The following is a 24,835-nucleotide window of genomic DNA, read 5'->3' on the forward strand; positions in this document are numbered from 1 at the left end:
TGCAATGGATTGACGGCGGGTATGTGAAACAACCCCATCCGGCACGGAGCCAGGTGGACGTTAATATTAACCTGAAGATTAAACATGACTGAATCTTTTGCTCAACTGTTTGAAGAATCCTTAAAAGAAATCGAAACCCGTCCGGGTTCCATCGTTCGTGGCGTTGTTGTTGCTATCGACAAAGACGTTGTACTGGTTGACGCCGGTCTGAAATCTGAGTCTGCCATCCCGGCTGAGCAGTTCAAAAACGCCCAGGGCGAGCTGGAAATCCAGGTAGGTGACGAAGTTGACGTTGCTCTGGACGCAGTAGAAGACGGCTTCGGCGAAACCCTGCTGTCTCGTGAGAAAGCTAAACGTCACGAAGCATGGATCACGCTGGAAAAAGCTTACGAAGAAGCTGAAACTGTGGTCGGTGTTATCAACGGCAAAGTTAAAGGTGGCTTCACTGTTGAGCTGAATGGTATTCGTGCGTTCCTGCCAGGTTCTCTGGTAGACGTTCGTCCAGTCCGTGACACCCTGCACCTCGAAGGCAAAGAGCTTGAGTTCAAAGTAATCAAGCTGGACCAGAAGCGTAACAACGTTGTTGTTTCCCGTCGTGCCGTTATCGAATCCGAAAACAGCGCAGAACGCGATCAGCTGCTGGAAAACCTGCAGGAAGGCATGGAAGTCAAAGGTATCGTTAAGAACCTCACTGACTACGGCGCATTCGTTGACCTGGGCGGCGTTGATGGCCTGCTGCATATCACCGACATGGCGTGGAAACGCGTTAAGCACCCAAGCGAAATCGTGAACGTGGGCGACGAAATCACTGTTAAAGTGCTGAAGTTCGACCGCGAGCGTACTCGTGTATCCCTCGGCCTGAAACAGCTGGGCGAAGATCCATGGGTAGCTATCGCTAAGCGTTACCCAGAAGGTACTAAACTGACTGGTCGCGTAACCAACCTGACTGACTACGGCTGCTTCGTTGAAATCGAAGAAGGCGTTGAAGGTCTGGTGCACGTTTCCGAAATGGACTGGACCAACAAAAACATCCACCCATCCAAAGTTGTTAACGTTGGTGATGTAGTGGAAGTGATGGTTCTGGATATCGACGAAGAACGTCGTCGTATCTCCCTGGGCCTGAAGCAGTGCAAAAACAACCCATGGCAGCAGTTCGCGGAAACCCACAACAAGGGTGACCGTGTTGAAGGTAAAATCAAGTCTATCACTGACTTCGGTATCTTCATCGGCCTGGACGGCGGCATCGATGGCCTGGTTCACCTGTCTGACATCTCCTGGAACGTTGCAGGCGAAGAAGCAGTTCGTGAATACAAAAAAGGCGACGAAATCGCAGCAGTTGTTCTGCAAGTTGACGCAGAGCGTGAGCGTATCTCCCTGGGCGTTAAACAGCTTGCAGAAGATCCGTTCAACAACTGGGTTGCACTGAACAAGAAAGGCGCAATCGTAAACGGTAAAGTGACTGCTGTTGACGCTAAAGGCGCAACCGTAGAACTGGCTGACGGCGTTGAAGGTTACCTGCGCGCTTCCGAAGCTTCACGTGACCGCGTTGAAGATGCAACTCTGGTTCTGAGCGTTGGTGACGACGTTGAAGCTAAGTTCACCGGTGTTGACCGTAAGAACCGTGCAATCAGCCTGTCTGTTCGTGCTAAAGATGAAGCTGATGAGAAAGATGCAATCGCAACTGTGAACAAACAGGAAGATGCAAACTTCTCTAACAACGCAATGGCTGAAGCTTTCAAAGCAGCTAAAGGCGAGTAAGTTCAGGTTCGCACCATCATTTGAGCTGTAACGCATTTACAGCGCGAAGGATGGAGAGCAGACTTGACAGATTGCAGGATTCGTCCTGTAATCAATAACAAAGGGCGGCTACGGCCGCCCTTGTTTAATAAGCTGTTCAGCTAATGGGTTTGAAAGGAACCGGAGGAATCATGACCAAGTCAGAATTGATTGAAAGACTTGCCAGTCAGCAACCGCATATCCCTGCCAAGGCTGTGGAAGATGCCGTTAAAGAGATGCTGGAGCATATGGCTACCACTCTTGCCCAGGGCGAGCGCATTGAAATCCGCGGTTTCGGTAGTTTTTCCCTGCACTATCGTGCACCACGTACCGGGCGTAACCCGAAGACTGGCGATAAAGTGGAGCTGGAAGGAAAGTATGTTCCGCACTTTAAGCCGGGTAAAGAACTGCGCGATCGCGCCAATATTTACGGTAACTGAGTTTAATCATCAGGGTTAAACTGAGTTTAAAGAAAGCACCTTAGGGTGCTTTTTTTGTATCCCGCCCCTGCATTTCTGAATACGCGCCGCATTTAAATTTTCTCTTTACTGTAAACGCTAAAAAACGTTGCAGCGTCCGCTGTAAATCACGCCTTTTCTGTCTGACGACGCATCAGTCCCGCCGCATAATCGCCTGAAACATGGAGGTGAAGATGGGGATCCACGTTATCAGTATGTGCGCCATTCTGGCCATAATCCCGCTCTATTGGTTACCCGTTTTGCCAGATTTGCATATTGTCTGGTTGCTGATTGCCGCAGGAATTGCGTTATCAGTACAGCAGAGAAAATGGCTCAGGTTTTCAGGCCTCGCATTGCTTTTTATGTGCTGGGGGATCCTGGCCGCTCAGGAAAGCGTGTGGCCGATGAACCATTTAACGAAAGTTCCGCAGCAGGCCGAGGTGGTCATTACCGCAACGGACGGCGCAACGATGCATCAGGGAAGGATTGTCAGCCTCAATGGAGAACGTGTGTGGGCTGCCATGGGCGTGGCGCTGTATGGCAACTATCTGCCGCAAAACGTCTGCGTGGGTCAACGCTGGGCAATGACCCTGCGGCTCAGGGCGGTACACGGAGAACTCAACGATGGCGGCTATGATTCACAGAAAAATGCCTTTGCCCGACATCAGACGCTGAGTGGACGGTTTACCCATGCGGCGCTCGTTGACGAAGGCTGTAGCCTGCGTGCGCAGTACCTGACATCACTACAGAGTACGCTTTCAGCATATCAGTGGGGACCCGTGATACTGGGGCTGGGAATGGGGGAGCGGCTGTCGGTCTCGCGGGAGATAAAAAACCTGATGCGTGAGACCGGAACGATGCATCTGATGGCAATCTCGGGATTGCATATTGCGCTGGCCGCTTCTGTCATCTGGTTTCTGGCGCGAGGCATCCAGTTCTTCCTGCCGGGCCGCTGGATTATCTGGCAAATCCCCTTGCTGGCAGGGCTGATTTTTGCCGCGTTTTACGCATGGCTAACAGGCTTACAGCCGCCTGCGCTGCGCACGGCTATCGCGCTTGTGGTACTGGCGGCATTAAAAATGAGTAGTCGCCAGTGGTCGCCCTGGCAGGTATGGCTTACCTGCGTGGCGGCGATCTTGGTTTTCGATCCACTGGCGGTCCTGTCACAAAGCCTGGCGCTATCAGCGTTTGCGGTCGCCGCGCTTATTTTTTGGTATCAGTGGTTGCCTCTCCCGCTCTGGCAACGTGGCCGGTGCCTGCGGCCGCTGGTTACGCTGTTGTATTTGCAGGTCGGTATGCTGCTGCTTCTGTTGCCGCTTCAGGTGCTGATTTTCCATGGTTTCAGTCTCTCCTCGCTGGCGGCGAATCTGTTTGCCGTTCCTCTGGTCACGTTTATCTCAGTTCCGCTGATCCTGCTCGGCATGTTTCTGCATCTGTTTCCGGTGGCGACGCTGGAAAGTATCGTCTGGCTGGCTGCCGATAAATCTCTGGCAGGGCTTTTCTGGCTATTGATGCGTTTACCGAATGGCTGGCAGGACGTTGATGAACGCTGGCAATACCTGACGTTACTGCCATGGCTGCTGATCATTGGCTGGCGATTCAGGGCCTTCAGCGCAGTACCCGCAGTCTGTCTGGCAGGCAGCGTGGTGCTGGCATTTCCCCTCTGGCACAGGGCCAAAACAGACAGCTGGTCCCTGCATATGCTGGATGTAGGGCAGGGGCTGGCGATGGTCATTGAGCGTCACGGGAAGGCCATTCTGTATGACACTGGGTTGGCATGGCCCGGTGGGGACAGCGGGCAGCAGCTGATTATCCCCTGGCTACGCTGGCATCATCTGAGGCCGGAAGGGGTGATCCTGAGCCATGAACATCTCGACCACGCGGGGGGACTGGCATCGCTAAAAGCTGCCTGGCCCGCAATGTGGATCAGAAGCCCCTTATCCTGGGCCGGGCATCTTCCTTGCTTTCGTGGAGAGCGATGGCAGTGGCAGGGTTTAACGTTCTCCGTGCACTGGCCACCCGAAAATACCTCGGCAAAAGGTAACAACCGCTCCTGCGTGGTAAAAATCGATGACGGCGAACAAAGCGTTTTACTGACCGGAGATATTGAAGGGCAGGCAGAACTGGCAATGCTGAGCCACCGCTGGCGTCAACTAGCGTCTACACTGATTCAGGTGCCGCATCATGGAAGTAACACGTCATCTTCAACACCGCTGCTACAGCGCGTGGAGGGACAGGTTTCGCTGGCCTCGATGGCCCGCTATAACGCGTGGCGTTTCCCTTCCATCAAAGTAGTCAGGCGCTATCGAACTGAGGGATATCTCTGGCTTGATACTCCGCAGTCCGGACAGATATCTGTGACGTTTTCGCACCAAAGTCGGCAAATTCGCCGCTTACGTGAACACTATTTACCGCGTTGGTATCATCAGTGGTTTGGCGCGCCCGTAGATAACGGGTAGAATATGCGGCTATTTCAACAAATGCTGGTTTTTTGAATGCATAACGACAAAGATCTCTCCACGTGGCAAACGTTCCGCCGGCTCTGGCCGATGATTGCTCCTTTCAAAGCAGGCTTGATCGTGGCGGGCGTAGCGTTAATCCTCAACGCAGCCAGCGATACGTTTATGTTATCGCTTCTCAAACCGTTACTGGATGACGGTTTCGGTAAAACGGATCGTTCAGTGCTGCTATGGATGCCGCTGGTGGTTATTGGGCTGATGATCTTACGCGGAATCTCCAGCTATGTATCCAGCTACTGCATCTCCTGGGTATCCGGTAAAGTGGTGATGACCATGCGCCGTCGGTTATTCAGCCATATGATGGGGATGCCGGTCTCATTCTTTGACAAGCAGTCAACCGGTACCCTGCTGTCGCGTATTACCTACGATTCAGAGCAGGTTGCGTCGTCCTCTTCCAGCGCACTGATTACCGTTGTGCGTGAAGGCGCATCCATCATCGGCCTGTTCGCGATGATGTTCTATTACAGCTGGCAACTGTCGCTGATCCTTATTGTGCTGGCGCCGATTGTCTCCATCGCGATCCGCGTGGTATCAAAGCGTTTTCGCAACATCAGTAAAAATATGCAGAATACGATGGGGCAGGTGACTACCAGCGCCGAGCAGATGCTGAAAGGCCATAAGGAAGTGTTGATCTTCGGCGGTCAGGAAGTCGAAACCAAACGCTTTGACAAGGTCAGCAACAGAATGCGTCTGCAAGGGATGAAAATGGTATCGGCCTCGTCGATTTCCGATCCGATCATTCAGCTGATTGCCTCTCTGGCCCTGGCCTTCGTCCTGTATGCCGCAAGCTTCCCGAGCGTCATGGAAACCCTGACTGCGGGTACCATTACCGTGGTGTTCTCATCCATGATCGCGCTGATGCGTCCGCTGAAATCGCTGACTAACGTCAACGCCCAGTTCCAGCGCGGGATGGCAGCCTGTCAGACGCTGTTCAGCATCCTCGATTCCGAACAGGAAAAAGATGAAGGTACACGCGTGATCGAGCGCGCTAAAGGCGACCTGGAATTCCGTAACGTGACCTTTACCTATCCAGGCCGTGAAGTGCCGGCGCTGCGTGATATCAGCCTGTCCATCCCGGCGGGTAAAACCGTCGCGCTGGTCGGTCGTTCCGGTTCGGGCAAGTCGACCATTGCCAGCCTGATTACCCGTTTCTACGATATCGACCAGGGCGAGATCCTGCTTGATGGTCACGACCTGCGGGAATATACCCTCCAGTCGCTGCGTAACCAGGTCGCGCTGGTCTCGCAGAACGTGCATCTGTTCAACGATACGGTGGCGAACAACATTGCGTATGCCCGTACCGAAGAGTACAGCCGTGAAGAGATCGAGAATGCGGCGCGTATGGCCTATGCGATGGACTTCATTAACAAAATGGATAACGGTCTGGATACGATCATTGGCGAAAACGGGGTGCTGCTCTCCGGTGGTCAGCGTCAGCGTATCGCGATTGCCCGTGCGCTGCTGCGCAACAGTCCGATTCTGATCCTCGATGAAGCAACGTCCGCACTGGATACGGAATCTGAACGCGCTATCCAGTCTGCTCTGGATGAATTACAGAAAAACCGTACCTCGCTGGTTATCGCGCACCGTCTGTCGACCATCGAACAGGCTGACGAAATCGTGGTGGTGGAAGATGGCGTGATCGTTGAACGCGGCAGCCATGCGGACCTGCTGGAACAGCGTGGTGTTTACGCGCAGCTTCATAAAATGCAGTTCGGTCAATGATTGCACGCATCTGGTCGGGTGAATCCCCTCTGTGGGTGCTGCTTCTCCCGCTCTCCTGGCTGTATGGCCTGGTGAGCGGTGCTATTCGTCTGCTTTACCGCCTTGGGATCAAGCGCGCCTGGCGCGCACCGGTACCGGTAGTGGTGGTCGGCAACCTGACGGCGGGTGGAAACGGCAAAACCCCGGTGGTGATCTGGCTGGTAGAGCAGCTCCAGAGGCGCGGTATCCGCCCGGGAGTTGTCTCACGCGGTTACGGTGGTAAAGCGGCGCAGTATCCACTGGTGCTGAGCCCAGCTACGACAACCGCTGAAGCCGGTGATGAGCCGGTACTGATTTACCAGCGTACCGGCGCGCCGGTTGCGGTATCGCCGGTGCGCAGTGATGCCGTGAAGGCACTGCTTGCGGAGCATGATGTACAAATCATCATTACCGATGATGGTTTGCAGCATTACGCGCTGGCGCGTGACAAAGAGATCGTGGTCATTGACGGTGTGCGGCGTTTTGGCAACGGCTGGTGGCTTCCAGCCGGTCCAATGCGCGAGCGTGCGTCGCGCCTGAAAACCGTCGATGCCGTGATTGTGAACGGTGGTGAAGCCAGAGCGGGCGAAATCCCGATGCTTCTTCGTCCCGGACAGGCCGTAAATATGCTGACTGGCGAGCGTAAAGACGTCGCGCAGCTGGATCGTCTGGTTGCGATGGCCGGTATAGGTCATCCGCCGCGTTTCTTCGCAACGCTGGAGCAGTGCGGCGCGCGGCTGGAAAAACGGGTGCCGCTGGCCGATCACCAGGCGTTAGTTGCCGAAGAGGTTGAAAGGCTGGCAGCGCCGGGCCAGACGCTGATCATGACGGAAAAAGACGCGGTAAAATGCCGGGCCTTTGCGAAAGAAAACTGGTGGTATCTGCCGGTTGACGCTGAACTCAGCGGCGAACAGCCGGAACATTTGCTCAAGGAACTGCTCGCGTTAGTGCAGTAACTTCTACGCGGTTCCGGTGGCGCTTTGACTGACAGGAAAACGCATGTCTCTACCGCAACTCTCACTTGCAGCCGCACGAAACCTGCATCTTGCCGCCCAAGGGCTTCTGAAAAAGCCCCGCCGCCGCGCGCAGCCAGCTGATATCCTCTCTACCGTGCAACGCATGTCGTTGCTGCAAATCGACACCATTAACATCGTGGCGCGTAGCCCGTATCTGGTCCTGTTTAGCCGCCTGGGAAACTATCCTCCGCAGTGGCTGGATAATGCGCTGAGTCAGGGCGAACTGATGGAATACTGGGCGCATGAAGCCTGTTTTCTCCCGCGCAGCGATTTTGCACTGGTGCGTCACCGCATGCTCGCCCCGGACAAAATGGGCTGGAAATACCGCCAGGAGTGGATGGTGGAACACGCGGATGAAATAGAACAACTGATTGCCCATATTCAGAAAAACGGTCCGGTACGCTCCGCGGATTTTGAACACCCGCGAAAAGGCGCCAGCGGATGGTGGGAGTGGAAACCGCACAAACGCCATCTTGAAGGGCTGTTTACGTCGGGCAAAGTGATGGTGGTCGAGCGCCGCAACTTTCAGCGCGTCTATGACCTCACGCACCGCGTTATGCCTCACTGGGACGATACGCGTGACCTGCTGTCTCAGGAGGTAGCCGAAGCCATCATGCTCGGGAACAGCGCCCGCAGCCTTGGCATCTTCCTCCCGCAGTGGCTGGCGGATTATTATCGTCTGCGTCAGCCGCAGCTAAAACCACTGCTCGAAACGTGGCAGCGCGAACAGCGCGTCATGCCGGTCTCGGTAGAGTCGTTAGGTGAAATGTGGCTGCATGCGGATTTGTTCCCTCTGCTGGCGCAGGCGCAGGAGGGCAAACTCCAGGCGAACCACAGTGCCGTGCTGTCGCCGTTCGACCCCGTTGTCTGGGACAGAAAGCGGGCCGAACAGCTGTTTGATTTCAGCTACCGTCTGGAATGCTACACCCCGGCGCCCAGGCGTCAGTATGGTTATTTTGTTTTGCCGCTGCTGCACAAAGGACAGCTTGTCGGGCGCATGGACGCTAAAATGCACCGTAAAACCGGCATGCTTGAAATTATCGCGCTCTGGCTGGAAGAGGGCATAAAGGTGACGGCTGGCCTGGAAAAAGGGTTAACGACTGCGCTCAGTGAATTTGCGCGCTGGCAGGGGGCGCATGAAATTGTACTCGGTCGCGTGCCTGCGGGGCTGTTTACGACCTGTCGAGATGGCTGGGAAACAGACACTCCCTGAAAAGGGAATGTGATAAGCTTTAGCGATTACCCATACGGAGGAACTATGGATCACCGTTTACTTGAAATTATTGCCTGCCCGGTGTGCAACGGCAAACTGTATTACAGCCAGGATAAACAAGAGCTGATTTGCAAACTGGACAGCCTGGCGTTCCCGCTGCGTGACGGTATTCCGGTCCTGCTGGAAAATGAAGCCCGTTCACTGGTGGCAGAAGAGATCAAACCATGAGTTTTGTTGTCATTATCCCTGCGCGTTATGCTTCAACGCGCCTGCCAGGTAAACCGCTGGTGGATATCAATGGCAAACCGATGATTGTGCATGTCCTTGAACGGGCACGCGAATCGGGCGCCGGACGCGTCATCGTCGCCACCGATCACCCGGATGTCGCGCGCGCGGTTGAGGCCGCGGGTGGGGAAGTGTGCATGACCCGTGCCGATCATCAGTCAGGCACCGAGCGCCTGGCGGAAGTCGTCGAAAAATGCGGTTTCAGCGACGAGACGGTGATTGTGAACGTGCAGGGCGATGAGCCGATGATCCCGGCGGCGATTATCCGTCAGGTGGCCGACAACCTGGCTCGGCGTCAGGTCGGGATGGCAACCCTCGCGGTGCCGATTCACCACGCTGAAGAGGCGTTCAATCCGAATGCGGTGAAAGTGGTCATGGACGCAGAGGGCTACGCGCTCTATTTCTCCCGCGCCACCATTCCGTGGGATCGCGATCGTTTCGCGCAATCGAAAGAGACAATCGGCGAAACCTTCCTGCGCCACATCGGTATTTACGGCTACCGCGCCGGCTTTATTCGTCGCTACGTCGCCTGGGCACCAAGCCCGCTGGAGCATATTGAAATGCTCGAACAGCTTCGCGTGCTGTGGTACGGCGAGAAAATTCACGTTGCGGTTGCCCAGGAAATCCCAGGCACCGGCGTGGATACCCCTGAAGATCTCGAGCGCGTACGCGTCGAAATGCGTTAATTCGCTGGCATCCTCTCGTCTGGGGGGATGCTCTCCCGCCAGGCGATTTTCCTTTTCTTTTTCATTATTGATCTCTACCGGGTGACATCCGGGTTTCGCGCGCTCATTATAAAAGCAGTAGTCTTAATGGGGGTAATCTCATATGGAACAGCTGCGTGCTGAACTCAGCCATCTCCTTGGCGAAAAGCTAAGCCGGGTGGAATGCGTGAATGAAAAGGCCGATACCGCACTCTGGTCGTTGTATGACAGTCAGGGAAACCCCATGCCGCTGATGGCCAGAAGTTTTACCTCGCCGGGCGTCGCCAGACAGCTGGCCTGGAAAATGTCGATGCTGGCGCGGGAAGGGACTGTCCGTATGCCGACGGTCTACGGCGTGATGACCCATGAGGAGCATCCCGGCCCGGATGTTCTGCTTATCGAGCGTTTACGCGGGGTTTCTGTTGAAGCCCCGACGCGTACACCGGAGCGCTGGGAACAGCTGAAAGATCAGATTGTCGAGGCTCTGCTTGCCTGGCATCGGCAGGACAGCCGGGGTCTTGTTGGCGCGGTAGACAGCACCCAGGAAAACCTGTGGCCGCTGTGGTATCGCCAGCGTGTCGAAGTGCTGTGGGGCACGCTGAACCAGTTCAACAACACCGGCTTAACGATGCAGGACAAACGTATTCTGTTCCGCACCCGGGAATGTCTGCCGACGCTGTTTGAGGGTTTTAACGACAACTGCGTGCTGGTTCACGGCAACTTCACGCTACGCAGTATGCTTAAAGACTCGCGCAGCGACCAACTGCTGGCGATGGTCGGGCCGGGGATCATGCTCTGGGCGCCGCGCGAGTACGAACTGTTCAGGCTGAGCGAGGGCGGGGCGGCGGAAGATTTGCTCTGGCACTATCTTCAGCGCGCCCCCGTTGCGGAGGCCTTTCTCTGGCGACGCTGGCTCTATCTTCTCTGGGATGAGGTGGCGCAACTGGTCAACACCGGGCGCTTTAATCGCGCCAATTTCGATCTGGCCGCAAAATCACTCCTGCCCTGGCTTGCCTGACGAACCCTTAAGCCACTGCCACAAGCGGCCAAGCGTCTCGTAGCCGACGCGGTCGCTGTGCATCAGCCATACCGGGGACGGGATTATCCGTTCCCACGGATTGAGCGGGGCGTCAATGGCCAGCTGGTTTGCCGGAGCAGGAAGCGGATGCAGGCCCTGCTTCTCAAAGAAAATCATTGCGCGCGGCAGGTGTGAAGCAGAAGTCACCAGCAGGAACGGCACATCACCGATGGCCTGTTTCACCGCCGCCGCCTCTTCTTCGGTATCTTTTGGGCTATCCAGCGTGATGATGGCGGAACGCGGTACGCCAAGTGATTCAGCCACTCTTGCTCCTGCTTCAGCGGTACTGACCGGGTTGGTTTTTGCCGCTGCGCCCGTGAAGATCATCTTCGATCCAGGATTGGCCAGCCACAGGCGGATCCCCTCGTTCAGGCGCGGCAGGCTGTTGTTGATCAGGTTCGAGCTGGGCGCCCAGTTCGGATCCCAGGTATACCCGCCGCCCAGCACCACGATATAGCCCACCTTCTGATTTCCCTGCCACGTCGGGTAGGTGTTTTCAATCGGACGTAATAAACCGTCAGCGATCGGTTGCAGGCTGAGTAACAGCAGCGCCAGCCAGCCCACGGTAACAAGGGATTTACCGCTTTTCTGAAAGCGGCTAAACCATATCATTGCTAGCCCCAGCGCGATGAGAAGCAACAGCAGGGGAAGGGGAAGCATCATGCCTCCGATATATTTTTTTAGGGTAAAAAGCATCCTTTTTGGTTCCTTTTTTAACCATACAGCAGGCGATTGTCGGTGATATTACACCAGAGTGGTTCATTCTCCGCGCGGGTGTGACAAAATAGCGGTTTTGCAGTGAGTGGAACCCTCCCAATGCGGGATCGCAATTTTGATGACATCGCGGAAAAGTTTTCGCGCAACATTTATGGCACCACCAAAGGTCAGCTTCGTCAGACGATCCTCTGGCAGGATCTGGACAAGCTGCTGGCTGAATTCGGTGACCGACCGTTGCGCGTGCTGGATGCCGGCGGTGGGGAAGGTCAGACTGCAATTCTGATGGCGCAGCGGGGACATCACGTCACGCTTTGCGATCTTTCTGCCGAGATGGTTGCGCGCGCCGGGCGAGCGGCAGAAGAGAAAGGTGTGAGCGACAACATGCATTTTATACATTGCGCCGCTCAGGACATTCCGCAGCATTTGGAAACGCAGGTTGATCTGATATTGTTTCATGCTGTGCTCGAATGGATCGCCGAACCCCAGGCGATGTTAAAAACGCTGTGGTCGATGTTGCGCCCGGGCGGTGCGTTATCGCTGATGTTTTACAATGCCAACGGCCTGCTAATGCGAAACGTGCTGGTCGGCAATTTTGGCTACGTACAGCAGGGCATGTATAAAAAGAAACGACGCACGCTTTCACCGGATTTCCCCCGTGAACCGCAGCAGGTCTATGGCTGGCTGGAGGAGATCGGTTGGGAAATTACCGGCAAAACCGGCGTGAGGGTGTTTCATGATTATCTGCGTGATAAACAAAAACAGGATGACTGTTTAGACGCCTTAACAGAAATAGAGACGCGGTACTGCCGCCAGGAGCCTTATCTGAGCCTTGGCCGCTATATACACGTCACCGCGCGCAAGCCGCAGATGCAAGGATAATCTATGAGTGAATTTTCCCAGACAGTCCCCGAACTGGTTGCCTGGGCCAGGAAAAACGATTTCTCCATCTCGCTGCCGGTAGACAGACTCTCATTCCTGCTGGCGGTTGCGACGCTAAACGGCGAACGCCTGGATGGCGAAATGAGTGAAGGCGAACTGGTGGATGCGTTCCGCCACGTCAGTGATGCGTTTGAGCAAACCAGCGAAACCATTAGCGTGCGTGCCAACAACGCAATCAATGATATGGTGCGTCAACGTCTGCTGAACCGCTTTACCAGCGAGCAGGCGGAAGGAAACGCCATCTATCGTCTTACGCCACTGGGCATTGGCATTACCGACTATTACATCCGCCAGCGCGAATTTTCCACGCTGCGTCTCTCCATGCAGCTCTCTATTGTTGCAGGTGAGCTGAAGCGTGCCGCCGACGCGGCTGATGAAAACGGTGACGAATTCCACTGGCATCGCAACGTTTACGCGCCGCTGAAATACTCGGTCGCCGAGATTTTCGACAGTATCGATCTGACTCAACGTCTGATGGACGAACAGCAGCAGCAGGTGAAAGACGATATCGCTCAACTGCTTAATAAAGACTGGCGTGCGGCTATCTCCAGCTGTGAACTCTTGCTGTCAGAAACGTCCGGTACGCTGCGTGAGTTGCAGGATACGCTGGAGGCGGCGGGGGATAAGCTACAGGCCAATCTGCTGCGCATCCAGGACGCGACAATGGCGCACGACGATCTGCATTTTATCGACCGTCTGGTGTTTGATTTGCAGAGCAAGCTTGACCGCATTATCAGCTGGGGCCAGCAGTCAATCGACCTGTGGATCGGTTACGACCGCCACGTGCATAAATTTATCCGTACCGCCATCGATATGGATAAGAATCGCGTCTTTGCTCAGCGTCTGCGCCAGTCGGTACAGACCTATTTCGATGCGCCGTGGGCGCTGACCTACGCCAACGCCGATCGTCTGCTGGATATGCGCGACGAAGAGATGGCGCTGCGCGATGAAGAGGTCACCGGTGAACTGCCGCCGGATCTGGAATACGAAGAATTTAACGAAATTCGCGAGCAGCTTGCGGCGATGATCGAAGAACAGCTCGCTGTCTACAAAACCAGACAAGCACCGCTGGATCTTGGCCTCGTGGTACGCGACTATCTGGCGCAGTATCCGCGCGCGCGCCACTTCGATGTTGCCCGCATTGTTGTAGACCAGGCGGTGCGCCTGGGCATCGCACAAGCCGATTTCACCGGACTGCCGCCGAAGTGGCAGCCGATTAACGATTACGGAGCCAAGGTACAGGCGCATGTCATTGACAAATATTGAACAAGTGATGCCAGTTAAGCTGGCACAGGCGCTGGCGAATCCGTTGTTTCCGGCGCTGGACAGCCAGCTGCGTGCCGGTCGTCACATTGGCCTTGACGAGCTGGATAATCACGCCTTTTTGATGGACTTTCAGGAGTACCTGGAAGAGTTTTACGCTCGCTATAACGTTGAGCTGATCCGCGCGCCGGAAGGGTTTTTCTACCTGCGTCCGCGCTCTACCACGCTTATTCCGCGCTCGGTGCTTTCCGAACTGGATATGATGGTCGGCAAAATTCTCTGCTACCTCTATCTCAGCCCGGAACGTCTGGCGAATGAAGGGATCTTCACCCAACAGGAGCTTTACGATGAGCTGCTGTCGCTGGCGGATGAAAGCAAGCTGCTCAAGCTGGTGAATAACCGCTCAACGGGGTCCGATCTGGACCGTCAGAAATTACAGGAAAAAGTTCGCTCATCCCTTAACCGTCTACGCCGTCTGGGAATGGTCTGGTTCATGGGTCACGACAGCAGCAAGTTCCGCATCACCGAATCGGTCTTCCGTTTTGGCGCCGACGTGCGTGCGGGTGATGATGCGCGTGAAGCGCAGCTGCGCATGATACGTGACGGTGAAGCGATGCCGGTGGAAAACCATTTGCAGCTCAATGACGAGCACGAAGAGAATCAGCCGGATAGCGGGGAGGAAGAGTAATGATTGAACGCGGTAAATTTCGCTCACTGACGCTGATTAACTGGAACGGCTTCTTTGCCCGAACCTTCGATCTGGATGAGCTGGTGACAACGCTCTCCGGCGGTAACGGGGCGGGTAAATCCACCACCATGGCGGCCTTCGTGACGGCGCTGATACCTGACCTGACCCTGCTGCACTTCCGTAACACCACTGAAGCGGGCGCCACGAGCGGCTCTCGTGATAAAGGTCTGCACGGTAAGCTGAAAGCGGGCGTTTGTTATTCAGTGCTGGACGTGATCAACTCCCGCCATCAGCGCGTGGTTGTAGGCGTGCGTCTGCAACAGGTTGCCGGCCGCGATCGTAAAGTAGATATCAAACCGTTTGCGATCCAGGGGCTGCCTACCTCCGTACAGCCAACCGCGCTGCTGACGGAAACCCTGAATGAACGTCAGGCACGCGTCCTGACGCTCCAGGAGCTGAAAGACAAGCTGGAAGCTATCGAAGGCGTGCAGTTTAAGCAGTTTAATTCCATTACCGACTACCACTCTCTGATGTTCGATCTCGGCGTGGTAGCCCGTCGTCTGCGCAGCGCGTCAGATCGTAGTAAATACTACCGTCTGATTGAAGCCTCCCTGTACGGCGGTATCTCCAGCGCCATTACCCGCTCCCTGCGCGACTACCTGTTGCCGGAAAACAGCGGCGTGCGTAAGGCCTTCCAGGATATGGAAGCCGCGCTGCGTGAAAACCGCATGACGCTGGAAGCGATTCGCGTTACGCAGTCTGACCGGGACCTGTTTAAGCACCTGATCAGCGAAGCCACCAACTACGTGGCGGCGGACTATATGCGCCACGCCAACGAGCGCCGTATTCATCTCGATCAGGCGCTGGAGTATCGCCGCGAGCTGTTTACCTCCCGCAAACAGCTGGTGGCCGAGCAGTATAAGCATGTCGAAATGGCGCGCGAACTGGGCGAGCACAATGGTGCGGAAGGGGATCTGGAAGCCGATTACCAGGCGGCCAGCGATCATCTGAATCTGGTGCAGACCGCGCTGCGTCAGCAGGAAAAAATCGAGCGCTACGAAGCCGATCTTGATGAGCTGCAAATTCGTCTTGAAGAGCAAAATGAAGTGGTGGCCGAAGCTGCCGAATTGCAGGAAGAGAACGAAGCCCGCGCGGAAGCCGCCGAGCTGGAAGTGGATGAGCTGAAAAGCCAGCTCGCTGACTACCAGCAGGCGCTGGACGTGCAGCAGACGCGTGCGATTCAGTACAACCAGGCGTTGCAGGCGTTGCAGCGTGCCAAAGAGCTGTGCCATCTGCCGGACCTGACCCCGGAAAGCGCTGACGAATGGCTGGATACCTTCCAGGCCAAAGAGCAGGAAGCCACTGAGAAACTGCTTTCTCTCGATCAGAAAATGAGCGTGGCGCAAACGGCGCATAGCCAGTTTGAGCAGGCGTACCAGCTGGTGGTGGCGATTAACGGTCCGCTGGCGCGTAACGAAGCGTGGGACGTTGCCCGTGAGCTGCTGCGCGACGGCGTCAATCAACGCCATCTGGCCGAACAGGTGCAGCCGCTGCGCATGCGCCTGAACGAGCTGGAACAGCGTCTGCGTGAACAGCAGGAAGCCGAGCGTCTGCTGGCGGAATTCTGCAAGCGTCAGGGTAAAAATTACGATTTCGACGAGCTTGAGGCCCTGCATCAGGAACTGGAAGCGCGTATTGCGGCCCTGTCCGATACCGTATCGAATGCCAGCGAACAGCGCATGACGCTGCGTCAGGAGCTGGAACAGCTTCAGTCCCGTTCGACGACGCTCTTACAGCGTGCGCCGATCTGGCTGGCTGCACAAAGCAGCCTGAACCAGCTCAGCGAACAGTGTGGCCAGGAGTTTGCCTCCAGCCAGGACGTCACCGAATACATGCAACAGCTGCTGGAGCGTGAGCGTGAAGCGATTGTTGAGCGTGACGAAGTGGGCGCGCGCAAGCGTGACGTCGATGAGGAGATCGAGCGTTTAAGCCAGCCAGGCGGCTCAGAAGATCCGCGTCTGAATGCCTTAGCCGAGCGTTTCGGCGGCGTGCTGTTGTCTGAAATTTACGACGATGTTGGTCTGGACGATGCGCCGTACTTCTCCGCGCTGTACGGTCCATCCCGTAACGCGATTGTGGTGCCGGATCTGTCGCTGATTTCTGACCAGCTTGCAGGGCTGGAAGACTGCCCGGAAGATCTCTACCTCATCGAAGGAGATCCGCAGTCGTTTGATGACAGCGTATTCAGCGTTGACGAGCTGGAAAAAGCGGTGGTGGTGAAAATCGCCGATCGCCAGTGGCGCTATTCGCGCTTCCCGGAACTGCCGCTGTTTGGCCGCGCCGCGCGTGAAAGCCGCATTGAAAGCCTGCATGCCGAGCGCGAAACGCTTTCTGAACGTTTTGCGACCCTGTCGTTTGATGTACAAAAAACGCAGCGTCTGCATCAGGCGTTCAGCCGCTTTATCGGCAGCCATCTGGGCGTGGCCTTTGAGCCCGATCCGGAAGCCGAAATTCGCAAGCTCAACACCCGCCGCGGTGAGCTGGAGCGTGCGCTGGCTAGCCATGAAAATGACAACCAGCAGAGCCGCGTCCAGTTCGAGCAGGCGAAAGAGGGCGTTGCGGCGCTTAACCGCATTCTGCCACGCCTGAACCTGCTGGCGGACGATACGCTCGCCGACCGCGTGGATGAAATTCAGGAACGACTGGACGAGGCGCAGGAAGCCGCGCGCTTTGTGCAGCAGCACGGCAATCAGCTGGCGAAGCTGGAGCCGATGGTTTCCGTTCTCCAGAGCGACCCGGAACAGTTTGAACAGTTAAAAGAGGATTACGCCTGGTCACAGCAGGTGCAGCGCGAAGCGCGTCAGCAGGCGTTTGCCCTGACGGAAGTGGTGCAACGTCGCGCGCACTTCGGCTACTCCGATTCAGCAGAAATGCTGAGCGGGAACAGCGATCTTAATGAAAAGCTGCGCCAGCGCCTTGAGCAGGCGGAAGCGGAACGTACGCGCGCGCGCGAAGCGATGCGTACTCACGCCGCACAGCTGAGCCAGTACAGTCAGGTGATGGCGTCGTTGAAAAGCTCCTTCGACACCAAGAAAGAGCTGTTAAACGACCTGCATAAAGAGTTGCAGGACATTGGCGTGCGCGCCGACAGCGGTGCAGAAGAGCGGGCACGTATTCGCCGCGATGAGCTGCATGCTCAGCTCAGCAACAACCGTGCGCGTCGTAATCAGCTGGAAAAAGCGCTGACCTTCTGTGAAGCGGAGATGGACAACCTGACGCGTCGCCTGCGCAAGCTGGAACGTGACTATCACGAGATGCGCGAGCAGGTTGTGACCGCGAAGGCGGGCTGGTGCGCGGTGATGCGCATGGTGAAAGACAACAACGTGGAGCGTCGTCTGCACCGCCGCGAGCTGGCGTATCTGTCGGCCGATGAACTGCGTTCTATGTCGGATAAGGCGCTGGGCGCGCTGCGTCTGGCGGTGGCGGATAACGAACACCTGCGCGACGTGCTGCGCATGTCCGAAGATCCGAAGCGTCCTGAGCGCAAAATCCAGTTCTTCGTGGCGGTGTATCAGCACTTGCGCGAGCGTATCCGTCAGGACATCATCCGTACCGACGATCCGGTTGAAGCGATCGAACAGATGGAGATCGAGCTGGGCCGTCTGACGGAAGAGCTGACCTCCCGCGAGCAAAAGCTGGCAATCAGCTCCCGCAGCGTGGCGAATATTATTCGTAAAACCATTCAGCGCGAGCAGAACCGTATCCGTCAGCTGAACCAGGGCCTGCAAAGCGTGTCGTTTGGCCAGGTCAACAGCGTGAGGCTGAACGTGAACGTGCGTGAGGCGCACTCCACGCTGCTGGACGTGTTGTCTGAACAGCATGAGCAGCACCAGGATCTGTTCAACAGTAACCGCCTGACCTTCTCCGAAGCGCTGGCGAAGCTGTATCAGCGTCTGAATCCGCAGATTGACATGGGCCAGCGTACGCCGCAAACCATCGGCGAGGAGCTGCTGGACTACCGCAACTATCTGGAAATGGAAGTTGAGGTTAACCGTGGCTCAGACGGCTGGCTGCGCGCGGAATCCGGTGCGCTCTCTACCGGTGAAGCCATCGGTACCGGTATGTCGATTCTGGTGATGGTGGTGCAGAGCTGGGAAGATGAAGCGCGTCGTCTGCGCGGCAAAGACATCTCTCCATGTCGTCTGCTGTTCCTCGATGAAGCCGCGCGTCTCGACGCCCGCTCCATCGCCACGCTGTTTGAGCTTTGCGAGCGACTCGATATGCAGCTCATCATCGCGGCGCCGGAAAACATCAGTCCGGAAAAAGGGACAACCTATAAGCTGGTGCGTAAGGTGTTCCAGAACAGTGAACACGTGCACGTCGTGGGCCTGCGTGGTTTCGCCCCGCAGCCACCGGAGTCATTACCGGGCACGGCTGACGCCTCTTAACCTGGGGTGCGACAAATAGCGGCGCTCATGCGCCGCTTTTTTTATTCACTTAACTTGTGTTCAGGGCTGCGTTATCTTTAAACTTCTTTACATAAGGCAAGGCAGCAGCGTGTATGCCTTTCTATACTGAAGGAAAGCTCCAGAATACTGGGCATGTCGTGAAAAACAGGGGGCAAGGGATGTTGCTTAAGAAGAATCGTGGTCGTCAGCTGTCTGCGCTGAGTTTGTGCCTGACAGTGATGTTTGCTCCACTGTTTACCGCTCAGGCCGATGAGCCTGAAATTGTACCGACTGACAGCTCCGCGACGATGGGCGCGCAGCCGACGTCACTGTCACAACCGCTGGATCAGTCTCCGGCAACGGCCATCATGGCCGGCATTAAACCGCTGCCGGAAGGCATCGATACTGGATCATTACGTCAGCAGCTTATGACCGGGCTGCCCTCGGGCTATACTCCCGCTTATATTAACCAGCTCACGCTGCTTTACGCTGCGCGCGATATGAAACCGATGTGGGAAAATCGCGAGGCGGTACGTGCCTTCCAGCAGCAGCTGGCTGAAGTGGCGATTGCAGGTTTTCAGCCGCAGTTCACGACCTGGGTTGAACTCCTGACCGATCCTGCCGTGACCGGACAAGCGCGTGACGTGGTGCTGTCTGATGCCATGATGGGCTACTTACAATTTGTTGCGGGGATTTCGGTGAACGGCAACCGCTGGTTATACAGCAGTAAGCCGTACAAGCTGGCGACGCCTGCGCTGTCCGTCATTAACCAGTGGCAGCTGTCGCTGGATAACGGCGAACTGCCGCGCTTTATCGCAAGCCTTGCGCCTGCCCATCCGCAGTATGCCACGATGCATCAGTCGCTTCTTGAGCTGGTTGCGGATTCCCGCCCGTGGCCTCAGCTGCGCGGCACCACAACGCTGCGTCCGGGGCAGTGGAGCAGCGATGTGCCTGCGATCCGCGAAATTATGAAACGCTCCGGCATTCTCGACAGCGGCCCTAAAATTGCACTGCCCGGTGACGAGACGCAAAATGCGGTCGTCAGCCCGTCGGCGCCGGTAAAAGAGAAAACCGCCGTTGCGTTGAGCAATAAGCCCGCCGCTTACGATCGCGAGCTGGTCGCCGCAGTGAAGCAGTTCCAGGCCGCGCAGGGGCTGGGCGCTGACGGCGTGATTGGTCCATCTACTCGCGACTGGCTGAACGTCTCTCCGGCCCAGCGGGCTGGAGTGCTGGCGTTGAATATCCAGCGCTTGCGCTTGCTGCCGGGCACGTTATCCACCGGCATTATGGTCAACATTCCGGCGTACTCCCTGGTCTACTATCAGGACGGTAGTGAAGTGCTGGCGTCCCGCGTGATTGTCGGCCGACCTGACCGTAAAACGCCAATGATGAGCAGCGCGCTGAATAACGTGGTGGTTAACCCGCCGTGGAACGTGCCGCCGACGCTGGCGCGCAAAGATATTCTGCCTAAGGTCTGGAATGACCCGGGTTATCTGGAGCGACATAACTATACGGTGATGCGTGGCTGGAACAGCAAAGAAGCGATTGACCCCTGGATGGTGGACTGGTCAACGATTACGCCTTCGAACCTGCCGTTCCGTTTCCAGCAGGCACCGGGCGCACATAACTCGCTGGGACGTTACAAATTCAATATGCCAAGTTCGGACGCAATCTATCTGCATGATACCCCGAACCATAATTTGTTCCAGAAAGACGCACGCGCGCTCAGCTCGGGCTGTGTCCGCGTGAACAAGGCCTCTGAGCTGGCGAATATGCTGTTGCAGGATGCAGGCTGGAACGATACGCGGATATCAGATGCGCTGAAGCAGGGAGATACGCGTTACGTCAATATCCGCCACAATATTCCGGTCAATCTTTACTATCTGACGGCGTTTGTAGGGGCAGACGGACGTACCCAGTATCGTACAGATATTTACAATTATGATCTGACAGCGCGATCCGGCGCACAAATTTTGCCAAAAGCGGAACAATTAATCAGGTAAATGAAGTAGTTCGGTAAAAATGATTGTCGTAAGTTATGGTGAATATGAGGCGATCTGGCTGCAAGCCGCGTATTTACTGGGGTTGGGCGCCTTGACGTAACAGGTTTTGCCAGTTATGGTGCCCTTCGTGCGCTAAGCATATTGACAATTTCTTTTACCTGTAGACCTGATTATCATGGACAAATTTGACGCTAATCGCCGCAAATTGCTGGCGTTAGGTGGCGTTGCGCTGGGCGCAGCAGCCATCCTTCCGACGCCAGCATTTGCCACCCTCTCGACACCTCGTCCGCGTATTTTAACGCTCAACAATCTGCATACTGGTGAGACGCTTAAAGCGGAATTTTTCGATGGCAGAGGCTATATTCAGGATGAATTAGCAAGACTCAACCATTTTTTCCGTGATTTCCGCGCGAATAAAATCAAAGCCATCGACCCTGGATTATTCGATCAGCTTTACCGCTTGCAGGGACTGCTGGGGACCAAAAGGCCGGTGCAGCTCATCTCTGGCTATCGCTCTCTGGATACCAACAATGAACTGCGTGCCCACAGCCGTGGGGTAGCGAAAAAAAGCTATCACACCAAAGGGCAGGCGATGGATTTCCATATTGAGGGCGTTTCGTTAGCCAATATTCGCAAAGCGGCGTTATCTATGCGCGCAGGTGGTGTAGGATACTACCCACGTAGCAACTTTGTGCATATTGATACCGGGCCGGTTCGGCACTGGTAATAACGAAACACAGGAGCAGTATGAACTATCGTATTATTCCGGTTACCGCGTTCTCACAGAACTGTTCATTGATCTGGTGTGAACAAACTAAACTGGCCGCGCTTGTTGATCCCGGTGGCGACGCTGAGACAATCAAGCAGGAAGTCGCTGCCAGCGGTGTAACGCTGATGCAGATTTTACTCACCCATGGCCATCTCGACCATGTGGGTGCAGCGGCTGAACTGGCTGAATACTACGGTGTGCCGATTATCGGCCCGGAAAAAGAAGATGAGTTCTGGCTACAGGGATTACCTGCTCAAAGCCGTATGTTTGGCCTGGAAGACTGTCAGCCACTGACACCGGACCGCTGGCTGAACGAAGGCGATCGCGTTAACGTAGGGAATGTAACTTTACAGGTGTTGCATTGCCCCGGACATACGCCCGGCCATATTGTCTTCTTTGATGACGTGTCGCGTCTGCTGATTTCCGGTGACGTGATTTTCAAAGGGGGCGTAGGACGCAGTGATTTCCCACGCGGCGATCACGGTCAGCTGATTCAGTCGATTAAGCAGAAGTTATTACCGTTAGGTGATGATGTGACGTTTATCCCTGGACACGGACCAATGTCAACGCTGGGGGATGAGCGGTTGCATAACCCGTTCCTTCAGGATGAAATGCCTGTCTGGTAAACCCGGTAAAATAAAAAAGCCTGCGCGATGCAGGCTTTTTTTTAGGGATGCAGGTTACAGCACCGCGACAATGGCTTCGCACAGCGGCGCCATGTTGTCAGGCGTCATACCTGCAACGTTCACGCGGCCAGATGCAACGGCATACACGCCAAACTCTTCACGCAGGCGCAGCACCTGCTCTTTGGTCAGGCCGCTGAAGGAGAACATGCCGTTCTGCTTGATGATGAAGCTGAAGTCACGGTCAGCGCCTTTCTCAGCCAGCGTGTTCACAAACAGCAGACGCATGCGCTGAATGCGCTGACGCATATCGTTCAGCTCTTGCTCCCAGATGGCGCGCAGCGCATCGTTGCTCAGGATCGTCGCGACCACAGACGCACCGTGTGCCGGTGGGTTGGAGTAGTTAGCGCGGATCACGGACTTCATCTGGCTGAATGCGCGATCGACGGTTGCTTCGTCAGCAGCCACCAGCGTACAGGCGCCGACACGCTCGTTATACAGACCAAAGTTCTTGGAATAGGAGCTTGCGACTATCAACTCTTGATGCACGGCGGCGAATGCGCGCAGACCTTCTGCATCTTCTTCCAGACCACGGGCAAAGCCCTGGTAAGCGAAGTCAAACAGCGGCAGCCAGCCTTTTTCAACGGACAGCTTAGCCAGCTGTTCCCACTGCTCAAGCGTAGGATCGATACCGGTTGGGTTATGGCAGCAGCCGTGGAACAGCACCACATCGCCCGCCTGGGCTTCGCTCAGGCTGGCCAGCAGGCCGTCGAAATCCAGCGCGTGGCTGGCTGCGTCGTAGTAGGCGTATTCACGCACTTCCAGACCCGCAGAATTAAACACGCTCTTATGGTTCGGCCAGCTTGGATTGCTTACCCACACACGCTTCACAGAAGTGTTTTTCGCCAGGAAATCTGCCGCCACGCGCAGTGCGCCGGTACCGCCTGGGGTCTGCGCCGTGCGGGCGCGTTTTTCGCTCACAATGGTGCTGCCTTTGCCGAACAGCAGCTCCTGGGTGCAGCGACCAAATTCAGGGATACCATCAATACCGAGGTAGTTTTTGGTGGTTTCGTTTTCCAGCAGATACTGCTCAGCTTTTTTGACGCTGGTCAGTACCGGAGTTTTGCCGGTTTCATCTTTATATACACCAATACCCAGGTTGATTTTTCCAGGGCGGTCGTCGGCGCGAAACAGATCGGCCAGGCCCAGAATTGGGTCGGCAGGAGCGGCAGTAATGTTCTCAAACATGACGAAGTTCCATTGTGATTACAGAAGTGAAATCCGCTATCAGGTTAACGGTAGATTTACAAAATGCCAACCGTTTGCGACGAAAAGCGTGCGGCTTTTCAAAAGTCGCTATTATTTTCTCTCAGGAATAAAAAAACAGGGCCGAAGCCCTGTTCATTAAGCATATAACAACGAGGTGTGCTGATTAGAACTGGTAAACCAGACCCAGAGCCACGATATCGTCGTTGTTGATGCCCAGCTTGTTGTCGTCTTTCAGCTGGTTGATCTGATAGTCAACATAGGTAGACATGTTTTTGTTGAAGTAGTATGTCGCACCAACGTCGATGTAGTTGATGTAGTCTTCGTCACCGATACCTTCTACGTCTTTCGCTTTAGATTTGTAGTAAGCGATGGATGGACGCAGACCGAAGTCGAACTGGTACTGAGCGACGACAGAGAAGTCCTGAGACTTGTTAGCGAAACCACGGCTGCCCAGACGCGCTGCGTTACGCATTTCGCCATAAATAGCTGCCAGGTAGATGTTGTTCGCGTCATATTTCAGGCCGGTTGCCCACTGTTCAGCTTTGTCACCTTTACCCCATTCCAGCGTCTGCTGGTTGTTGGTACGGTCAGCTGCACCATAAGCACCCACAATGCCGAAGCCTTCGAAATCATAGCTCAGTGAGGTTGCCCAGCCGTCGCCGTTGGAACGTACTGCATCAGTACGCTCGTTTTTGCCCAGGTACTGAACACCAAAGTTCAGACCGTCAACCAGGCCGAAGAAGTTGCTGTTACGGTAAGTCGCCAGACCACCCGTACGGCCTGCGAAGAAGTTATCGCTCGCGCCGGTGTCGCCGCCGAACTCAGGCAGCATATCGGTGATGCCGATTGCGTCATAGACCAGACCGTAGTTACGACCGTAGTCGAAGGAGCCTGCGTCACCAAATTTCAGACCTGCGAATGCCAGACGGGTTTTGTTGCCGTTCTGTGCATCGCCACCTTCAGAGTTGTTACCCTGGAAGTTGTATTCCCACTGACCGTAGCCAGTCAGCTGATCGTTGATCTGAGTTTCACCTTTGAAGCCCAGACGCGCGTAAGTGTTGTCGCCATCGTTGCTGTCATTATCGGAGAAGTAATGCAGGCCGACTGCTTTCCCGTAAAGATCTAATTTGTTGCCGTCTTTGTTATAGATTTCAGCAGCGTTTGCTGCACCGGCTACCAGCAGGGCAGGGACTACCACTGCCAGGATATTGCGCTTCATCATTATTTATGGCACTGTTGCAAAGTTAGCGATGAGGCAGCCTTTTGTCTTATTCAAAGGCCTTACATTTCAAAAACTCTGCTTACCAGGCGCATTTCGCCCAGG

19 protein-coding genes are annotated in these 24,835 nt (G+C 55.5%); 16 read left to right on the forward strand and 3 right to left on the reverse strand.

Features of this window, described 5'->3' with window-relative positions:
• Nucleotides 1-84: 84 nt before the first annotated feature.
• The 9 genes from rpsA (at nt 85) to ACOTXL_RS18320 (ending at nt 10,732) form a co-directional block, all read left to right on the forward strand.
• Nucleotides 85-1,758 (forward strand): 30S ribosomal protein S1, encoded by a 1,674-nt coding sequence (rpsA, locus tag ACOTXL_RS18280; protein WP_003858235.1) that lies wholly within the window; start codon nt 85-87, stop codon nt 1,756-1,758.
• 170 nt (nt 1,759-1,928) lie between these two features.
• Complete coding sequence (gene ihfB, locus ACOTXL_RS18285; RefSeq protein ID WP_003858233.1) at nt 1,929-2,216, forward strand: integration host factor subunit beta; 288 nt, start codon at nt 1,929-1,931, stop codon at nt 2,214-2,216.
• 212 nt (nt 2,217-2,428) lie between these two features.
• Nucleotides 2,429-4,693 (forward strand): ComEC family protein, encoded by a 2,265-nt coding sequence (locus ACOTXL_RS18290; RefSeq protein WP_045350176.1) that lies wholly within the window; start codon nt 2,429-2,431, stop codon nt 4,691-4,693.
• Nucleotides 4,694-4,729: 36 nt separating this feature from the next.
• Nucleotides 4,730-6,478: a lipid A ABC transporter ATP-binding protein/permease MsbA gene (msbA, locus tag ACOTXL_RS18295; RefSeq protein ID WP_003858227.1), complete on the forward strand. Its 1,749-nt coding sequence runs from the start codon at nt 4,730-4,732 to the stop codon at nt 6,476-6,478.
• Complete coding sequence (gene lpxK, locus ACOTXL_RS18300; RefSeq protein WP_032657937.1) at nt 6,475-7,452, forward strand: tetraacyldisaccharide 4'-kinase; 978 nt, start codon at nt 6,475-6,477, stop codon at nt 7,450-7,452. Before msbA ends, lpxK begins: the two co-directional genes overlap by 4 nt.
• 43 nt (nt 7,453-7,495) lie before the next feature.
• A complete protein-coding gene (locus ACOTXL_RS18305) occupies nt 7,496-8,725 on the forward strand; it encodes a winged helix-turn-helix domain-containing protein (RefSeq protein WP_045350174.1) in 1,230 nt (409 codons plus the stop codon).
• Nucleotides 8,726-8,770: 45 nt separating this feature from the next.
• Complete coding sequence (gene ycaR / locus ACOTXL_RS18310) at nt 8,771-8,953, forward strand: protein YcaR (protein ID WP_003858220.1); 183 nt, start codon at nt 8,771-8,773, stop codon at nt 8,951-8,953.
• Entirely contained in the window at nt 8,950-9,696 is a 747-nt protein-coding gene (kdsB, locus tag ACOTXL_RS18315) for a 3-deoxy-manno-octulosonate cytidylyltransferase (RefSeq protein ID WP_003858218.1), read from the forward strand. The genes ycaR and kdsB overlap by 4 nt, the downstream gene beginning before the upstream one ends.
• Nucleotides 9,697-9,838: 142 nt before the next feature.
• Nucleotides 9,839-10,732, forward strand: coding sequence for a YcbJ family phosphotransferase (locus ACOTXL_RS18320; protein WP_045350173.1), 894 nt, complete (start codon nt 9,839-9,841; stop codon nt 10,730-10,732).
• On the opposite strand, the gene elyC is transcribed toward ACOTXL_RS18320, so the two are convergent.
• Entirely contained in the window at nt 10,709-11,488 is a 780-nt protein-coding gene (elyC, locus tag ACOTXL_RS18325) for an envelope biogenesis factor ElyC (RefSeq protein WP_032608961.1), read from the reverse strand. The genes ACOTXL_RS18320 and elyC overlap by 24 nt on opposite strands.
• 120 nt (nt 11,489-11,608) lie before the next feature.
• Here elyC and cmoM point away from each other — a divergent pair, with 120 nt between their 5' ends.
• The 7 genes from cmoM (at nt 11,609) to ACOTXL_RS18360 (ending at nt 22,245) form a co-directional block, all read left to right on the forward strand.
• Nucleotides 11,609-12,388: a tRNA uridine 5-oxyacetic acid(34) methyltransferase CmoM gene (gene cmoM, locus ACOTXL_RS18330; protein WP_003858212.1), complete on the forward strand. Its 780-nt coding sequence runs from the start codon at nt 11,609-11,611 to the stop codon at nt 12,386-12,388.
• A gap of 3 nt (nt 12,389-12,391) precedes the next feature.
• The gene (gene mukF / locus ACOTXL_RS18335; RefSeq protein WP_015570962.1) at nt 12,392-13,714 is read left to right on the forward strand and encodes a chromosome partition protein MukF; all 1,323 of its coding nucleotides are present in this window, start codon (nt 12,392-12,394) and stop codon (nt 13,712-13,714) included.
• Entirely contained in the window at nt 13,695-14,399 is a 705-nt protein-coding gene (gene mukE, locus ACOTXL_RS18340) for a chromosome partition protein MukE (protein WP_003858208.1), read from the forward strand. Before mukF ends, mukE begins: the two co-directional genes overlap by 20 nt.
• Nucleotides 14,399-18,847, forward strand: coding sequence for a chromosome partition protein MukB (gene mukB, locus ACOTXL_RS18345; protein WP_032657945.1), 4,449 nt, complete (start codon nt 14,399-14,401; stop codon nt 18,845-18,847). The genes mukE and mukB overlap by 1 nt, the downstream gene beginning before the upstream one ends.
• A gap of 179 nt (nt 18,848-19,026) precedes the next feature.
• Nucleotides 19,027-20,850 (forward strand): L,D-transpeptidase, encoded by a 1,824-nt coding sequence (gene ldtD, locus ACOTXL_RS18350; RefSeq protein WP_003858203.1) that lies wholly within the window; start codon nt 19,027-19,029, stop codon nt 20,848-20,850.
• A gap of 175 nt (nt 20,851-21,025) precedes the next feature.
• Nucleotides 21,026-21,577, forward strand: coding sequence for a YcbK family protein (locus tag ACOTXL_RS18355; protein WP_003858202.1), 552 nt, complete (start codon nt 21,026-21,028; stop codon nt 21,575-21,577).
• A 20-nt stretch (nt 21,578-21,597) separates the two neighbouring features.
• Nucleotides 21,598-22,245, forward strand: coding sequence for an MBL fold metallo-hydrolase (locus ACOTXL_RS18360; RefSeq protein ID WP_023315760.1), 648 nt, complete (start codon nt 21,598-21,600; stop codon nt 22,243-22,245).
• A 54-nt stretch (nt 22,246-22,299) separates the two neighbouring features.
• On the opposite strand, the gene ACOTXL_RS18365 is transcribed toward ACOTXL_RS18360, so the two are convergent.
• Together ACOTXL_RS18365 and ompF are read right to left on the reverse strand one after the other, a co-directional pair.
• Nucleotides 22,300-23,490, reverse strand: a complete 1,191-nt coding sequence (locus ACOTXL_RS18365; RefSeq protein WP_003858198.1) for an amino acid aminotransferase — start codon at nt 23,488-23,490, stop codon at nt 22,300-22,302.
• A gap of 184 nt (nt 23,491-23,674) precedes the next feature.
• Nucleotides 23,675-24,733, reverse strand: coding sequence for a porin OmpF (ompF, locus tag ACOTXL_RS18370; protein ID WP_023324410.1), 1,059 nt, complete (start codon nt 24,731-24,733; stop codon nt 23,675-23,677).
• Nucleotides 24,734-24,835 lie beyond the last annotated feature (102 nt).

The sequence above is a fragment of the Enterobacter cloacae complex sp. IR5402 genome, assembly GCF_049238125.1.
Lineage (GTDB): Bacteria > Pseudomonadota > Gammaproteobacteria > Enterobacterales > Enterobacteriaceae > Enterobacter > Enterobacter hormaechei_C.

Coding starts and splice junctions, on each gene's coding strand:
- rpsA (WP_003858235.1), top strand. CDS start 85: ATGACTGAATCTTTTGCTCAACTGTTTGAAGAATCCTTAAAAGAAATC.
- ihfB (WP_003858233.1), top strand. CDS start 1,929: ATGACCAAGTCAGAATTGATTGAAAGACTTGCCAGTCAGCAACCGCAT.
- ACOTXL_RS18290 (WP_045350176.1), top strand. CDS start 2,429: ATGGGGATCCACGTTATCAGTATGTGCGCCATTCTGGCCATAATCCCG.
- msbA (WP_003858227.1), top strand. CDS start 4,730: ATGCATAACGACAAAGATCTCTCCACGTGGCAAACGTTCCGCCGGCTC.
- lpxK (WP_032657937.1), top strand. CDS start 6,475: ATGATTGCACGCATCTGGTCGGGTGAATCCCCTCTGTGGGTGCTGCTT.
- ACOTXL_RS18305 (WP_045350174.1), top strand. CDS start 7,496: ATGTCTCTACCGCAACTCTCACTTGCAGCCGCACGAAACCTGCATCTT.
- ycaR (WP_003858220.1), top strand. CDS start 8,771: ATGGATCACCGTTTACTTGAAATTATTGCCTGCCCGGTGTGCAACGGC.
- kdsB (WP_003858218.1), top strand. CDS start 8,950: ATGAGTTTTGTTGTCATTATCCCTGCGCGTTATGCTTCAACGCGCCTG.
- ACOTXL_RS18320 (WP_045350173.1), top strand. CDS start 9,839: ATGGAACAGCTGCGTGCTGAACTCAGCCATCTCCTTGGCGAAAAGCTA.
- elyC (WP_032608961.1), bottom strand. CDS start 11,488: ATGCTTTTTACCCTAAAAAAATATATCGGAGGCATGATGCTTCCCCTT.
- cmoM (WP_003858212.1), top strand. CDS start 11,609: ATGCGGGATCGCAATTTTGATGACATCGCGGAAAAGTTTTCGCGCAAC.
- mukF (WP_015570962.1), top strand. CDS start 12,392: ATGAGTGAATTTTCCCAGACAGTCCCCGAACTGGTTGCCTGGGCCAGG.
- mukE (WP_003858208.1), top strand. CDS start 13,695: ATGTCATTGACAAATATTGAACAAGTGATGCCAGTTAAGCTGGCACAG.
- mukB (WP_032657945.1), top strand. CDS start 14,399: ATGATTGAACGCGGTAAATTTCGCTCACTGACGCTGATTAACTGGAAC.
- ldtD (WP_003858203.1), top strand. CDS start 19,027: ATGTTGCTTAAGAAGAATCGTGGTCGTCAGCTGTCTGCGCTGAGTTTG.
- ACOTXL_RS18355 (WP_003858202.1), top strand. CDS start 21,026: ATGGACAAATTTGACGCTAATCGCCGCAAATTGCTGGCGTTAGGTGGC.
- ACOTXL_RS18360 (WP_023315760.1), top strand. CDS start 21,598: ATGAACTATCGTATTATTCCGGTTACCGCGTTCTCACAGAACTGTTCA.
- ACOTXL_RS18365 (WP_003858198.1), bottom strand. CDS start 23,490: ATGTTTGAGAACATTACTGCCGCTCCTGCCGACCCAATTCTGGGCCTG.
- ompF (WP_023324410.1), bottom strand. CDS start 24,733: ATGATGAAGCGCAATATCCTGGCAGTGGTAGTCCCTGCCCTGCTGGTA.